At 42.9% G+C, this 15,161-nt stretch carries 10 protein-coding genes; 7 read left to right on the forward strand and 3 right to left on the reverse strand.

Going from position 1 to position 15,161, the window contains the following annotated elements; all coding sequences use genetic code 11:
• The first annotated feature begins 552 nt into the window (after positions 1 to 552).
• The 3 genes from RSJ42_RS06125 (at position 553) to RSJ42_RS06135 (ending at position 3,778) form a co-directional block, all read left to right on the forward strand.
• Entirely contained in the window at positions 553 to 1,869 is a 1,317-nt protein-coding gene (locus RSJ42_RS06125) for a cytochrome ubiquinol oxidase subunit I (protein ID WP_410509790.1), read from the forward strand.
• A gap of 2 nt (positions 1,870 to 1,871) precedes the next feature.
• Positions 1,872 to 2,915 (forward strand): cytochrome d ubiquinol oxidase subunit II, encoded by a 1,044-nt coding sequence (gene cydB / locus RSJ42_RS06130; protein ID WP_410509791.1) that lies wholly within the window; start codon positions 1,872 to 1,874, stop codon positions 2,913 to 2,915.
• A gap of 374 nt (positions 2,916 to 3,289) precedes the next feature.
• A complete protein-coding gene (locus tag RSJ42_RS06135) occupies positions 3,290 to 3,778 on the forward strand; it encodes a hypothetical protein (RefSeq protein WP_410509792.1) in 489 nt (162 codons plus the stop codon).
• 162 nt (positions 3,779 to 3,940) lie between these two features.
• Here RSJ42_RS06135 and RSJ42_RS06140 read toward each other — a convergent pair whose 3' ends face one another.
• The 3 genes from RSJ42_RS06140 to RSJ42_RS06150 form a co-directional block, all read right to left on the reverse strand.
• Positions 3,941 to 6,196 (reverse strand): DNA topoisomerase I, encoded by a 2,256-nt coding sequence (locus RSJ42_RS06140; RefSeq protein ID WP_410509793.1) that lies wholly within the window; start codon positions 6,194 to 6,196, stop codon positions 3,941 to 3,943.
• A 281-nt stretch (positions 6,197 to 6,477) separates the two neighbouring features.
• Positions 6,478 to 6,948 (reverse strand): TIGR00725 family protein, encoded by a 471-nt coding sequence (locus tag RSJ42_RS06145; protein WP_410509794.1) that lies wholly within the window; start codon positions 6,946 to 6,948, stop codon positions 6,478 to 6,480.
• Positions 6,949 to 7,102: 154 nt separating this feature from the next.
• On the reverse strand, positions 7,103 to 7,624 hold the full coding sequence (locus RSJ42_RS06150) for a DUF367 family protein (protein WP_410509795.1): 522 nt from the start codon (positions 7,622 to 7,624) through the stop codon (positions 7,103 to 7,105).
• A gap of 495 nt (positions 7,625 to 8,119) precedes the next feature.
• Between RSJ42_RS06150 and RSJ42_RS06155 the strand changes: the two genes are divergently transcribed.
• The 4 genes from RSJ42_RS06155 to RSJ42_RS06170 all read left to right on the forward strand — a co-directional run bounded on the left by RSJ42_RS06155 (position 8,120) and on the right by RSJ42_RS06170 (position 14,990).
• On the forward strand, positions 8,120 to 12,601 hold the full coding sequence (locus RSJ42_RS06155) for a NosD domain-containing protein (RefSeq protein WP_410509796.1): 4,482 nt from the start codon (positions 8,120 to 8,122) through the stop codon (positions 12,599 to 12,601).
• Positions 12,602 to 12,873: 272 nt separating this feature from the next.
• Positions 12,874 to 13,446, forward strand: a complete 573-nt coding sequence (locus RSJ42_RS06160) for an HdeD family acid-resistance protein (RefSeq protein WP_410509797.1) — start codon at positions 12,874 to 12,876, stop codon at positions 13,444 to 13,446.
• Positions 13,447 to 13,548: 102 nt separating this feature from the next.
• Positions 13,549 to 13,857 carry a hypothetical protein gene (locus tag RSJ42_RS06165; RefSeq protein ID WP_410509798.1) on the forward strand — a complete coding sequence of 103 codons (309 nt, stop codon included), beginning with the start codon at positions 13,549 to 13,551 and terminating at the stop codon, positions 13,855 to 13,857.
• 260 nt (positions 13,858 to 14,117) lie between these two features.
• Positions 14,118 to 14,990, forward strand: a complete 873-nt coding sequence (locus tag RSJ42_RS06170) for a helix-turn-helix transcriptional regulator (protein WP_410509799.1) — start codon at positions 14,118 to 14,120, stop codon at positions 14,988 to 14,990.
• The last annotated feature ends 171 nt before the right edge of the window (positions 14,991 to 15,161 follow it).

Here is a 15,161-nt window from a genome sequence, read left to right on the forward strand (position 1 = left end):
AAATGAATGAGTGTGTTAAGTAAATGAAATTGTTAGATAAATGAAATATTATTAGTCAGAAAAATATCGTACTGGCACCGGGATTCGCTATTTTATCAGATATGCTCTCTTTGATTACTCTCTTTGTTTACTCTCTTTGATTACTCTATTATGATTACTCTATTTAACTTTTTTATTACTTAATCTAAGCTTTCTTTTTGTTTTATCCATTCATGAATCTATTCTCGAGGCATTTTTTTTCTTTCAGCAGCGTGATAGAATTTTTCCGAGTATTTTTATAAAGCATGGGGAGAGAGCATCGAGTTTGCTTGAGAAGGGGCCATTATTAAGGCACCAATTCGCTTCGCCTCAAATAATTGTTCGCAATAGTTTATGGACATATAACGTAAAAAATCCGTTTCTTTTCGCCATTAATGTATACAGAACCGTTATGTATTTGCAAATCTACTATAATAAATACAGGCATAAGTATAAATGTAACAGTTATAAGTGATCCATTAAAATTCGGATCTTTTCCGGATTGTAATAATACAAAAAAACGAGGGATGATGAATGGTTGAGTTGCTTTTATTGAGCCGGCTTCAATTTGCCATAACAGTTGCGTTCCATTTCCTGTTCGTTCCACTAACACTTGGGCTTGCGCTGTTAGTGGCAGGCATGGAAACGATGTACTATAGGAACAAAAATGAAACCTGGCGCAGGATGGCCGATTTCTGGGGCAGAATATTCAAGATAAACTTTGCAATAGGCCTGGTGACAGGTCTTGCAATGACTTTCCAGTTCGGTACTAACTGGGGAGCCTATGCGGAATTCATGGGAGATGTTTTTGGACCGCCTTTAGCAGTGGAAGCGTTACTGGCTTTCTTCCTTGAAGGTACTTTTTTTGGAGCATGGCTGTTCCTTGACCGCTCCCGACAGAAACTGAAGGCATTTTCCATGTGGATGGTTGCCCTTGGCACTAACGTATCTTCATTATGGATTATAACTGCAAACGGCTTTATGCAGAATCCGGTAGGCTATGAGATGGCTGATGATGGGAGCAGGGTGGTTATGACAGATTTCTTTGCCCTGCTTACAAACAGCTATGTGTGGCACATGCTGGTGCACACCCTGCTTTCTGCTTACCTGCTTACCGCATTCCTGATTATGGGGGTTTGTGCATACCATTTCCTTAAAAAGAACAGCAATGAAGTATTCAAAAAGTCTTTCCGCATAGCAGTTATCATAGCACTCGTTACATCAGTTATGCTCTCAGTCCTTGGTCACGGTTACGCACAGTATGTTGCTGAGCTCCAGCCCGCTAAAGGAGCGGCAATGGATGCTATATGGGAATCAGGCTCTTCAGTTCCAATGTACCTTATACAGATACCTGATTCCAGCACCGGTTCCAATATTGTTGAGCTCCTGGGAATTCCCGGTCTTGCAAGTTTCCTGTACACAGGGAGTTTCAGCGGAACAATAACAGGACTAAACCAGCTACCTCAGGACGAATTGCCACCTGTGGGGATGGTATTCTGGAGCTTCAGGCTGATGACGATCCTGGGATCCCTTTTCATTATAGAGGCTCTTGCAGGCCTTTATCTTCAAAAGTCGGGCAAACTGTACACATCAGATAAATATCTGAAGCTGCTAATTTTGTCAATTCCGCTCCCATACATAGCCATTATTGCCGGCTGGGTTGTAGCTGAGGCAGGAAGGCAGCCGTGGCTGGTATACGGTCTCTTAAAAACAGCTAATGGGATATCACTGGTTCCCGTATCGGATGTGCTGTTAAGTATTGTCCTTATCAGCTCATTCTATCTGGTCCTGCTGGTGTTTGAGATGTACCTTATAAAGAAGACTGTTGTCAATGCTGCAGGAGTTGATTGAAGATGTTCGATTTTCTTACACACGATATGCTTGCTGTTATCTGGTTCTTCCTGTGGTGTGTAATATGGGGAGTTTATTTCGTTGTAGACTCTTTCTCCCTCGGAGCAGGCCTTCTGGCACCATTCATTGCCACAGATAAGGTGCAGAGGATGCAGGTCCAGAGCTCTGTCGGTCCGTTCTGGGGCGGTAATGAGGTATGGCTCATCCTGGCTGCAGGCGGGACATTTGCTGCATTCCCTCTGGCATTTTCGAAGATGTTTACTTTCCTGTACCTTCCTATGATGCTGCTTCTTATAGGCCTGATAGCAAGGGGCATTTCCGTGGAATACCTCCACAAGGATGAAAATCCCGGGATACAGAAAGCCTTTATGTGGGGATGGTTTGCCGGAAGCCTGCTGATCTCCCTGGTCCTGGGAGTAGCATTTGCGAACTTCTTCAAAGGGCTTGAAATCGCCTCAGGGGGAATTTATGAAGGTACACTTCCCGGACTTTTCAGTCCGTATGCATTGATAGGCGGTGTCCTGTTTGTGCTTTTGAGTGTTACTTCAGGTGCGCTCTGGATCAATATCAAGACCGAAGGTTCCGTAGCTGCCAAAGCAGGCGGCATGGCAAAGAAGAGCACTCTTATTGTACCTGTGCTTGCTCTGGTCTATCTGGCATATTCCTTTGTGGGTATAGAAGGTTTTACAACCAACTATTCAGCCATGCCAGCCCTGTACTTATTGCCAGTTCTTGCTGTAATGGCAGCTGTCCTTGCCTTATTCTTTGCAAAACAGGAAAAGGTATTCCCTGCATTTTTCAGCAACCTCCTGGCATTCCTTTTCGTTGTCCAGACCGGGCTTGCAAGTATCTATCCCTACATGCTTAAGTCCTCTGTTTCTCCCGAATACGGAATAGATATCTTTGAGGCAGCATCAAGCCACATGACCCTGAGTGTTATGCTCGGAGGAGCACTGGTATTCGTGCCTGTAGTCATCGTTTACCAGTTATGGGCATATACCCTGTTCAGGGAAAAGATAAAAGAAATAGAGCAGGTCGAGTACTGACCTGTTTTCTTTTGTTTTTTTACTTTTTTGTTACCGATAGGGTATTATAACAGGAAGAAAAATATTTTAAATTCCTGTTTCATTTTCCAGTTTGCTTAAACCAGTTCAAGTTTGTATTTTCTATCTGGCAAACAACTCATACTTCTTGTCCGTATCTCGATCCCTTAAATCTTATCCTGAGTTCGGCCCTTTATCCAGTCGTATTTAGTTCAACAATTCCTTCAATCGAGTCCATAAGGTTAATTACTATCTGCAAACCGAAGACTCAGTTTCCCACAAATCGATCCTTAAAGAAGCTTAAAATTCAAAAAAAAGGTAATATTAATATTGTAATCCATCAGTAAACATGTGTAAAAATTCAGGGGTGGAAATACATGACTCACGACGATTATATGCTTATCTTTGGATCGAATGTGTTTGCAGACCAGATGTATACAGTATCATATCAGGAGAATACCGGAGAAAAGACTCACTTATTTACTCTGGAAAACAGCGGTAACGGTCCAGTTCTGACTGCAGAGATCCGGGGTGAAGACTCCGAAATAATAGCAAAAATCGAGAGAAACGAGTTTACTCAAATCAGTGAAAAGTTTGATGTGCAGGGAGAGATCGAGAAAGGAAACGGTCTTACGTTGACAGGAAAAGAAAATAGTGATGTTGTTTTCAATGCCAGAATCACGGAAGACGGATACGTGGCAGTAAGCGGGATTTTCTATGTCGGAGGCAAGAAAATACACATAACTGACCGTAAAGTGGAGATAAACGATACTCCCAGGCAAACCATAAACGGTGTGAATGTGCATGATACTATTTTTATTGGAAATAATAATATTACATTAACCGACGATGGTTTGAAATTTTAAGGCGGGTTATGCCGGATCAACTTATTTTAAAAAATTGATAACCTAGAGATTTAATAAAAACGAAGAGCGAGAGTTCACTTCACTCCTGAGCTTCAGGCTGGGATGTTCGTGGCCCTCTGCACTTACATTGTAATAAACGAAAATAAAGAGATGATTGAGGACTTATAAGTCCTCAACTGCCCCGTTGCATGATGTCTGCCAGTTTTTGACCTTCTTTACACTGATCTTTATTGTTTTTGCAAGTTCAACAGGGTCAGCCTCTGCAAGGGCTTCCACACTTGTGATTCCTGCTTCTTCAAGCTTTCCTGCTGTGGCTTTTCCAACGCCTTCGAGGTCTTTTATGAATTTCGGCTTTTCTTTTTTAGGCTGTTGTGCCTGCTCTTCCTGCTGAGTTTTTTGCCATTCTATAAAGTTACACTGGGGACAGCCGAGGTCCCATGGGCGTTTTCCCTGGTTGATAATGCGGATATGGTGCAGGCCGTGTGTTTCGCATTGCTTATCGATAACCACAATCTGGCCGCTCTTTGGCAAGGGAAGGGAAAAAGTGCAGTTAGGATAATTGCTGCAGCCTATGAAGCGGCTTCCCCTTTTAGAACGGCGGATCATGAGTTCGTTTCCGCACAGGGAGCAGTTGCCTATGATTTTGTCTTCCCTTAAGCCCGCCTGCAGGGATTCTATGATATTATCCCTGTTTTTGTCAAGTTCCGAAAAGACCTGCTTGAGCATATCCCTGGATTCATCAAGGACAGTATCCTCTTTGATTTTGCCCTCTGCTATTTTGTCCATATTTTCTTCAAGCAGCTTTGTCATATCCGGCTTTGTAATAGTAGGCGAATATTTTTCGAGGGTATCCATTACGGCAAAAGAGGTATTCGTGGGCTGGACAGGGTTTCCGTGTATATAAGCCCTGGAATACAGCTTGCTGATAATTTCGTGACGGGTAGCTTTTGTACCAAGCCCGAGATCTTCCATTATATTGATAAGCCTGCCCTGTCCGTAACGGCCCGGGGGCTGAGTCTCTTTATCCAGCATCTCTTTCTTTATCACTTTTAATAAGTCGCCTTCCTTGAGTTCCGGGAGAAGCCTATCCTCAGGAGCATTATACGGATAATACCAGCGCCAGCCCTGTTCAAGCAGTCTTGCTCCGTTTGCCCTGAATTCTTCCTCTTCGATGTCGAGTTTAAGGCGCATCGTCTCCCATATGCTCGGTCCGGCAAAGGTTGCAAAAAAGCGCCTGACAACAAGTTCGTAAACCTTCCATTCCTCTTCTTTTAAGTCAGCTTCTTTTGCCAGGGAAGCAGGAAATATAGGAGGGTGGTCCGTAGTTTCTTTTTTCCCGCGGGTTGGGACAAGTTCGGGCTTCTCAAGCAGAGCGTTTGCATATTCCCTGAAAGGTCCTTCTTTGAAAATCTCTATTTGAGCCCTGAGGTCCAGAGTATCGGGATAAACAGTGTTGTCTGTCCTTGGGTATGAGATATAACCGTTAGTGTAAAGGGATTCGGCTATTCGCATAGCATTTACCGGGCTGAGCCCTATTGAGTTTGCCGCACTGATAAAACCTGTAGTGTTAAATGGAGTAGGGGGCTGGTCGGTCTTTGTCCCTTTTTCGATCTCTTTTAGTTCCGCTTTCTTGCCCAGTTTCCTGAATACCTTTGAAGCTTCCTCTTTCTCAAGGAAGCGGCGGGTTGAGTGCTGGGCTGAGAATGTCTCTCCTGCTGCATCCTCAAGTTCAACATGGATTTCCCAGTACGGTGTCGGGACGAAGATATTCCTTTCTTTTTCCCTATCAACAATAAGAGATAGGGTTGGAGACTGGACCCTTCCCACGGATAGGAACATTTTTCCGAGCCTGCCTGCTGCAAGGGAAATATATCTGGTAAGTGCAGCCCCCCATACAAGGTCAATTACCTGCCTGGAGTGGCCTGCATCTGCGAGGTTAAAATCAACGTTTGTAGGATTTGCAAATGCGGTTTCAATTGCTTTTGGAGTTATTGCGCTGTAACGGACTCTGTCGAAAGGAACTTTCGGGTTGACCTGTTTAATAATATTCAGAGCTTCGACTCCTATCAATTCTCCTTCACGGTCGTAGTCGGTCGCGATAGTGACCCTGTCTGCCTCTTTTCCAAGGCTCTTTAAAGCAGTCACTATTTTCCGGTTTATGGGGGTTGTCGTAATCTCGGCATCTATCAGGGCTCTTGCATCAATTTTCTGCCAGTTGTTATATTCTTTTGGAAAATCTATCCCGACAATATGGCCGGAAAGCCCAACTACTGCAGTTTCCTGTCTGCTTTCGCCGGATCCAACCTCGTACCGGTATACGTCTACTCCGCTGACTCTTTCCTTTTTAGGACTTTTTGGAGCCAGAATCGCAGCTATCCTCCTTGCTGCTATATTTTTTTCCGTTACGATTAGATGCATTTAAAACTCCGGTTTTACTTTTCTTACATTTTGCGGAGGAAAACTGGCGTACCCCAAAACTCCTGCCAGTCTGAGTCGAAGCCTGCCTCCTAATCTTTGAAGTTTCCTTTTTGAATATAAATTTTTGGATCAAATTTCAAAATTTCTGTTGTCGGTAACCAAAATTAAGCCCGTATGCTCTGGAATTATCCTGATTTTACCCTTTATTCAGGCTTTTTTCGGAGATACTTTTTCGTATTCCTGAACCTTTTATCTCATGTTTTTTCTCTAATTTGCGCTCCTTATCGGCTTTTTATGAGTTCCAGAGCAAGTTCTACAGCCTCTTCAGCACTTCTTACCCTGTATGTGCCTTCGATATCCCATTTACAGTCAAGAACAAGTACAGGCTTTCCCATTTTTATCCCCAGAGCTATTTCCGAAAGGGTTCCGTATTCTCCTGAAACGGCAATCAAAGCATCCGAAGACTGGGCTATAAGAACGTTTCTGGCATGCCCCATTCCGCTAAGAATGGCTATGTCTATCCAGGGATTTGCATCCTCTCTGCATGTTCCGGGCAAGATCCCTACAGTCATTCCCTTTTCAAGTTTTGCTCCGCGGGCTGCAGCTTCCATTACTCCCCCCATGCCCCCGCAGAGGAGGACGGCTCCTTTTTTTGCAATTTCTTTTCCTACTTTTTCAGCAAGGACTCCGGTCTCATTGCTGCAGTTTCCGGCTCCTATGACGCCAATCTGCTTTCTTACTTCCTGTTTCACCGCATATGGCTCCTTTCAGCCCTTTATATCTGATACTTTTTATTTATCCTGAAATTTGCGAGTCCGTTTCAATTGTCTCGGATAATTAGATAATTTTCCTTCCCTGGTCGGCTTTCCTTGATTTGTTTTAATTTCTATCCAGATACTGCCGTATTCAGATATAATGGCTCTGGATTTCTACAATTTCAGTACTGTTTTTTGCTGTTGAATATTCCTCAAGAGGTTCCCTGTTCAGCTCAAGGAAACTGTGCCCCCAGTTAAACTTTGAAAGGACTTTTTCTGCCTGCTCTTTGTGCCCAAGAATATAAAGGGCGGCTGCAAAGGCTTCTGCAGAATTAAGTTTAAAAGGCCTCCCGAAATTTACAGGATTTCCTGCAAGCAAATAAGGGAGTGCCCTGTGTTCAAGACCTAATTTCCCAAGCTCAGGAAAAATTCTCTCCACTTCTTCCCAGGAGCAGTCAAGTACGATAATCCCTTTTTTAGGGTTATCTGCCGGTGACAGGGCTTTTTCTGCCATAGGATCAAGTAAAATTGCCGAACGGGGCAGCCTCGAGACCTTATCATAAAGGCGGGCAAGATCAAAGCGTGCCATTTTTCTTCCCGTGCATTTTTTAGGGTCACACTGCCCTGCATGGTAGATATAAAGGGGAATATCCCGGCTGTTTGTCGGATTCATCACTGATCCCTCTGGAGTGTGGGATTTATATGATTTACGTCTTTGCCTTCTAACTCTTTTGTTATCAAATTGTGTGGTCTGTTTTTGTCGGTTAAAGGATTCATTTTCACCTGAAGGCTTAAGGATTCACGTTCACCTGAAGATTTAAGGATTCATTTTCACCCGAATTCTGGGATTTTTAGTTTTCCTTTTCTCCGGAACATTCAGTGGTCTCTAAGTGTAAATTACGAAATTTATTTATACACTTCATTGTCTATTTTTGTAGAATATTATAATGTTAGTATGTTGTACTCGACTTCTTTGATTAATTCATTTATTAATTCAGTTTCCAGGTAAATGGAAAAACAGTATTCTCAGGTTTTCGAATTTTTATCGGGTACGATCATTTTTTTTCTTAAACGCCTGAGGATTCTCATTTTCTTTAACAGAAAATACCTGTTAAAAACGCCAGTGGGTTGTAAAAACAGTTCATTTACTATTCATGGGAGGTTATTTATGAGAGGTGTAAACGCTATTATTAAGTTAATATTTTTGTCCATACTTATTTCAGGTCTTGCAGCAGCTTCCAGTGGAGCTGATGAAAGTAAATCGGTTTTAAAAGAAAACTACGGAGGAGCGTATTCTGTTGCTCCTCTTAATCCGGCTTTTATGGAGTATCAGGAACAGTTAAACATAAAAGAAAATACTGAAAGATTGATTTATTCCTTACCGGAAGTGTCAACCTCTGAAGTTGAGGCAGAAGATTACTCAACGGGGCTGATCCCGGCTCCTGTAGGTCTTTCTCACCTGAAAGCGGTTGAAGATGAGGGAGATGCGCACTCTTTTGAACCCTCTTATGACCTCCGGAAGCTTGGAAAAACCAGCACTGTAAAAGATCAGAAAGACCAGGGAAGCTGCTGGGCTCATGGGGCTTATTCTTCGCTTGAATCCTATCTGCTTCCCTCAGAACCCTGGGATTTTTCGGAAAATAACATGAAAAATTTGCTCACACCATATTATTCCGATGGCTTCGATTTTTCCGAAGGTGGGTGCACACTGATGTCCGTATCTTACCTTGCCCGCTGGAATGGGCCTGTTGTTGAAACGGATGACCCTTACGACCCTCATTCCGGCATCTCTCCCGAAGGGCTTCCGGCAGTAAAACATGTACAGGAGATTTTGTTCATTCCGGACAGAGAGGATGCCCTGGACAATGACAATATTAAACAGGCTCTGAAAGAATATGGGGCAGTTGCCACCACAATCTGTATGGATAGTGCCATTTTTGATGCTGTTAACAACAGCTATTACTATGACGGGCAGGACTTTTCCAACCACTTGGTAGCTATTGTTGGCTGGGACGATTCTTTTGACAGAAACAAATTCAACCCTGATGCTCCTGAAGACGGTGCCTTTATTGTAAAGAACTCCTGGGGATCCGAATGGGGAGAGGACGGTTATTTCTATGTCTCTTATTATGATTCGAGAATAGGCAAAGAAAATTTCGTTTATACGGCAGAAAATCTGGATAATTATGATTCCATATACCAGTATGATCCTCTGGGCTGGGTCAGCAGCTTCGGATATGCCCGAAGCAAATACTCCTGGGCTGCCAATATTTTCACAGCCGAAGAGGATGAAACTCTCAACGCTGTCAGTTTCTATACCACGGATTCAGGAGCCGAATACGAGGTCTATATCTATGCCGATCCTGTTTCCGGGCCTGTAAACCCTGAAGGGCCGGAAGCATCTGAGAAGGGGACATTTGCTTATGCAGGATACCATACTGTCCGGCTGGACAAAGGAATTTCATTGAAGGAAGGACAGAATTTCTCTGTTGTCCTGAGGCTCAGTGCTCCTGATTACGGGTATCCTGTTGCTCTTGAGTGCCCGGTAGAAGGATACAGCAGTCAGGCTTCTTCTTCAGCCGGGGAAAGTTATGTCAGCCCTGACGGCATGAGCTGGATAGATCTCTCTTCTATCTATGAAAACTCAAATGCCTGCATAAAAGCGTTCACTGACAGGGACGCAGCTCCTGAAGCGGCTTTTGTGCGTGACGTTACTTCAGGGACTGCTCCATTAACAGTCAGTTTCTTTGATGCAAGCCGGTATTCCCCTGCTGCCTGGGAATGGGATTTTGGGGACGGAACCACATCCAACGAAAGGAACCCGGTACATGTATACACAGAAGCAGGTATTTACACAGTAACCCTTTCCGTGGAAAATGAGTTTGGGGCTAATAATGCTTCATGGACGGATTGTGTTTCCCTTGGAGAGCAGAATTCAACCATATATGTTGATGACGACGCACCGGGCACCGATCCTGATACATATTCTTCAATCCAGGAAGCAGTTGACAGTGCAGCCGCAGGTTCTACGATTATTGTCCGTGACGGGTGGTATTATGAAACAGTAAATGTTGATAAACCACTGACAATCATTTCTGAATGCGGGCCTGAATCCACTGTGGTCCAGTCAGACAATCCTGATGACTGCGTGTTTTACGTTACAGCTGATTCCGTAACTATCAACGGTTTTTCAATAATCGGAGCAGGCAAGTATTCAAATGGGCGTCTGTCAAACTATGGAATCTTCCTTTATAATGCACACGAAAACAACATTTGCAACAATATTCTCACAGATAACCTGCACGGAATTCGCCTTTACGGTTCATCCAACAATACAATTCAGTCAAACTACGCAATTTCAAACGCGGACGCAGGAATTTATGTATCATATTCCGGTAACAATACCCTTTACAGGAACATAGCTATTTCAAATACGTGCGGAATCCGTCTCAAAGGTTCGGGGGATAATATACTCCGCCATAATGAGATGGGGAATAATGAGTATAACCTGGTAATCATAGACTTTGCTTCATTAAACGATATTGATACGAGCAATAGAGTTGACGGCAGTTACGTCTACCATGTTGTTGGAAAAAGCGGATTTGAAATAAACTCTTCTTCCAGGGCAGGAGAGGTTTTCTGTATTAACTGCCAGAATGTAACTGTCCGGGACCTGGAAATGGAAAATAACTTCTGGGGAATTGTCCTTTGCAATACCAGCAATTTCCTGCTTGAAAACAACACACTTGTAAATAACGATGTAGGAATGTATCTCCTGGATTCAGGGCAGGGAAAAATCATAAACAATGATGCGGACTCAAACATAGAGTATGGTTTCCTTTTAGAAAATGCAAGTGAAAATATAATAGAGAACAATACCGCTGATTCCAATTACATTTACGGGTTCTACATGTTTAATTCATGGGGCAATACGCTTAAAAACAACACAATGTCAGAGAACTACTTTAACTTCGGGGCCGAGGGGCTGCTCGAACCTAACAGCATCGAAACAAGCAACCTCGTGGATGGCAGGCCGATATACTTCTATGTAAATGAATCCGAAGACATTGTGCTTGACTCGAGCTCAAATGCAGGAACAGCCTATTTCGTTTCCTGCCAGAACGTTTCTGCCAGGGATCTTGTCCTGGAAGACAACCTGTTCGGGATCTACCTCAATAATACGGATGGCGCAAAACTCGAAAACAACAGCGTATCGGGCAACCTTATAGGAATCTATCTGGAAAGCACCGATGGCGGTATGCTTACCAATAATAGTGTTTTATACAACGATGCGGGCATTTATGTTTCCGGTTCGGAAAATGCCATAGTTGCAGACAATAATCTTGAAGGAAACTGGTACGGTATCTATCTGTTTGCTTCCGAAAACAGCAGTCTTGATAATAACAGTGCCTCAGATAATATCAATGGAATTTTTGCCTATGAGTCAGAAAACAACGTATTTAAAGAGAACCTGGCTTATTACAACTTTGAAGGCATCTATCTTGTATCTTCAAACAACAACAGGTTAATAAATAATAATGCATGGGAAAACAGTTACGGAATCGATCTGACATTCTCGAATGATAACATTCTGGAAGAAAACACTGCAAACCTGAACTATTACGGGCTTTCTACATGGGTTTCAGAAAATAACACGGCTATTGATACTGATGCCAGCTCAAACTCGGTTGGTATTTACCTGTGGATGTCCGAGAATAATAATTTAATTAACAATACCGCCCTCGACAATCTGTACGGCGTATGCCTGGAAGACGACAGCACGGGCAGCGGGGACAAGACAAGCCCTGATAGAAATAACATTACGTCAAACATTGTTTCAAACAACTCTGACATGGGCATCCAGATTAATGGGAGCTACGGGAACCTCATTTACAACAATTATTTCAACAACCCGATTAACGTTGAAGACGAATATCTTAATATCTGGAATAGCTCGGAAATAGGGAACTACTGGAGTGATTATGAAGGAGAGGACACCGACGGAGACGGAATCGGAGATACACCTTATATCATCAGTCTTAACACAGGCAGCATGGATTATCTGCCGGTAATGTGTCTTTTCAACTGTTCGGATTTGCCCGGAAATAATACTTCTGGAAAGCAGGATTATACGGACTTTTCGGAAGAATCTGCAGAAAACTCATGGGCAGTTGAAGCCTCGGAAAAGGGTTCTGATTCAAAAACAGAGTTCGGCCTGATAAGCCCTGAATCCGGTACCCCGGGAGTAAGCTTTGAATCCTGGAAATATTCCGCAATGGATGTTTCAGGAAAAGAGGATCTTGAGGAGGACTATTCGGAAGATAGCACTGAACTGGATAGTGATTTCTCTGGAGGACCTGAGGTCTTTTCGACTGCTGAACTTACCCGGCGCCTGGATCTTGCGGATGGGAGTAAAGGGTTAGAAAACTCCGAAAATACCGATGGGACAGTAATAGAATTCAGGGTTTCAAAAGCCTGGGTAAAGGAAAATAAGATTGATACATCGACAATTACCCTGAAAAGATACAATAAAGAATCCTGGGCTTCCTTAGCAATGGTGATGGCAGGAGAAGACGAGAAATACTTCTACTTCGAGACCAAACCCGGCGTTCTTTCCATCATGCAAAAGCATGGACAAAAACAGCCCTGAAGATTCCTGGAAAATAGAGTTGCAGTAAGAGTTCTTGAGAAGAATTTAGGTTTAAGAAAGCTTAAATCTTAAACTCTTCTATTTTTCTATTTAATTTGGTATTCCTTTTTATTCTTTTAATCTTTTTTGAAGAACAGGAAGGCTAAATGATGGACTTCTGGATAAAAGATTCTTTTTCAAGAATTAATATAGGGTTATTTTATATTTGCCAATTGATATATATCCATCCATATCACTGACTTATCATCAGGCATACTCGGGAGATGGATTATATGGAACAATCAGATGATGTCATTGAACAGACAGTTAATGCTGGTAGCGAGTTAGGGTATGAACCTCTTGACTCGCCCTGGTGGGTAGTTCTTCTGGAAGGGGTTTTTGCTATTATCGTTGGCTTATTCCTGTTATACCGTCCTGCAGTAACAACTATCTTTCTCATACAGATCCTGGGCATTTTCTGGCTGGCAGGAGGAATTCTTTCCGTTCTGGGAGCGTTTATATTTTCGGGCAATCGGTTATGGAAACTGCTCGGAGGTATCCTGTCCATTATTGCAGGAGTCGTCATACTTACTTATCCTATTTACAGTCCTTTAGTTGTTCTCACTCTCTTTGTTATTTTCATCGGAGTATGGGCTATAATCACAGGTACCGTAAGACTTATCGGAGGACTTAAGGGAGAAGGGTGGGGTACAGGAATCCTTGGTATCCTCACCATAATTCTGGGCCTTCTCCTTCTAACTAACACTCTGGCAGGAGCCCTGGCTCTACCATGGGTATTCGGTTTCTTCCTGATTCTTGGGGGAATTACCGCAGTGATCGCAGGACTGCGAATGCGAGCCTTATAAGGAATTTGTCATAAGATAAGGAGATAAGTATATGGATAGACCTGTAGGTGTTACTATACTGGCTGCTGTAGCCGTGCTTCTGCATTTATTAACGCTATCACAATGCTTCGTTTCCTTGGCTTTTTACCTAATTTAGGACCTCTGGACATCCGGATTTTCAACTTCTGGTATGCTCTTTTGTATGGACTGCTCGCTTATATATGGGCGTGGGTGGCTCTTATGCTCTGGCAGGTAGACCGGCAGGCCTGGTTCTTCCTGGCTGTTATTACGATTTTCAATCTGAGCCTGAGTTTTGTGGTGCTGGTCACAGGTGGTTCATGGTATGATATAAATTTTGCAGTTATTGTGAACGCTCTTATCCTTATCTATATCATGCTGCCAGGAACCAGGGGGGCATTCGGGACTGATTAAGGAGTGAGAGAAGAATTAAAGGAGAAAATGAAGTGGTAGAAAGTTATGAATTTCAAGGTGATAAAAAGGATTCATAATCGTCCGCATCCATGGGATAAAAACTTCTCTCTGGGGACTGATGGTTTCTGCAATATTTGGCATGATAGCTTCGATCTTCTTGCCGCCTGAAACCCTTATGCCCCCGAAATGAGCCAGTTATTCCGGGACTATAATATTGCAGATGAAAAAAGTATATATCTATAGTTTTTAAAGTAGAATTGATGAAATCTTCCCTCATTACAGTTCTCCTATCTTCCGAAAAGAGGACAGATTTACTTCTGTTTTTAAAAGAGAAGCCAAGGGGCATCGAAGAAATCATTTCCGAACTTAATAGCAGTCAGGTGTCAATTCTTCCCCAGCTCAAGAGGCTGAAAGAAAGCGGGCTTATAGTTCAGGAGGATAAAGCCTACAGCCTCTCTCTTCCGGGCAAAATTCTAGTCCGGAGGATAGAATCGCTTGTAAAAGCTTTCAGCCTGCTTGAGGGCGATTATGATTACTGGTCTGGTGTTAAGTCAGGGGGATCCCCACTTGTTTTTTTAAAGTTAATGGAAGAACTTATGGCACTGGTACCCGACCAGCCTGAGGACGAAGATGCTCTCTCAGAAAACCAGAAAATAACTGAGGCTTTCAGGAACTCAAAGCAGATACTTTTGATTATGTCAGAGTGTAATCTGTACTATCCTGAGGTCTGTATAGAGAACGCAAAAAAAGGGCTGACAGTGTCGATAATATTTACCCAACCCATTTTTGAAAAATTTACTGAAGAATTTAAAGAAGAGCTTGATACCCTATCTCTTCTTGAAAATTTCAATATTTATGTGCTTGGCGAAGACCTTATTCCTCCATCACTTATCGTAACTGATAGAATGGTTTCTGCCTGTTTTTCTTCCGGTACAGGTGACGATAAAGGGAATAATACTATAGTTATTTTTGGAGAAAAAGCCGTAAACTGGGGCAAAGAAACCTTTGAATACTTCAGGACATTATCCAAACCTCTGAATACTATACCTTCAAATAAGTCTCTTCTCACAGACCACGGGAGCAATTTTGAGCAGGAAGAGAGATATCGAATAGCCAAAAATTACGAGTCCTGAATCTAATCCTCCCGAGTTTTGCTCCCCTGGTCCTATGCTTCTGCTTTTTGGGCAGAGCCGCCAGACAGGCTGGAGGCGGCATTCCATAATTTTTTGAATTTCAAATCTTGCATGATCTCAGAGATAATGGAGGATTTTTCAGATATTGCTTGAGAGAGTTAGCTGCCCCAA

Origin of the sequence: Methanosarcina hadiensis (assembly GCF_046529725.1) — an archaeon.
In the GTDB taxonomy this organism is placed as follows: domain Archaea; phylum Halobacteriota; class Methanosarcinia; order Methanosarcinales; family Methanosarcinaceae; genus Methanosarcina; species Methanosarcina hadiensis.

Coding starts and splice junctions, on each gene's coding strand:
- RSJ42_RS06150 (WP_410509795.1), bottom strand. CDS start 7,624: ATGAATCCGACAAACAGCCGGGATATTCCCCTTTATATCTACCATGCA.
- RSJ42_RS06160 (WP_410509797.1), top strand. CDS start 12,874: ATGGAACAATCAGATGATGTCATTGAACAGACAGTTAATGCTGGTAGC.
- RSJ42_RS06170 (WP_410509799.1), top strand. CDS start 14,118: ATGAAATCTTCCCTCATTACAGTTCTCCTATCTTCCGAAAAGAGGACA.
- RSJ42_RS06125 (WP_410509790.1), top strand. CDS start 553: ATGGTTGAGTTGCTTTTATTGAGCCGGCTTCAATTTGCCATAACAGTT.
- RSJ42_RS06165 (WP_410509798.1), top strand. CDS start 13,549: ATGCTTCGTTTCCTTGGCTTTTTACCTAATTTAGGACCTCTGGACATC.
- cydB (WP_410509791.1), top strand. CDS start 1,872: ATGTTCGATTTTCTTACACACGATATGCTTGCTGTTATCTGGTTCTTC.
- RSJ42_RS06140 (WP_410509793.1), bottom strand. CDS start 6,196: ATGCATCTAATCGTAACGGAAAAAAATATAGCAGCAAGGAGGATAGCT.
- RSJ42_RS06135 (WP_410509792.1), top strand. CDS start 3,290: ATGACTCACGACGATTATATGCTTATCTTTGGATCGAATGTGTTTGCA.
- RSJ42_RS06155 (WP_410509796.1), top strand. CDS start 8,120: ATGAGAGGTGTAAACGCTATTATTAAGTTAATATTTTTGTCCATACTT.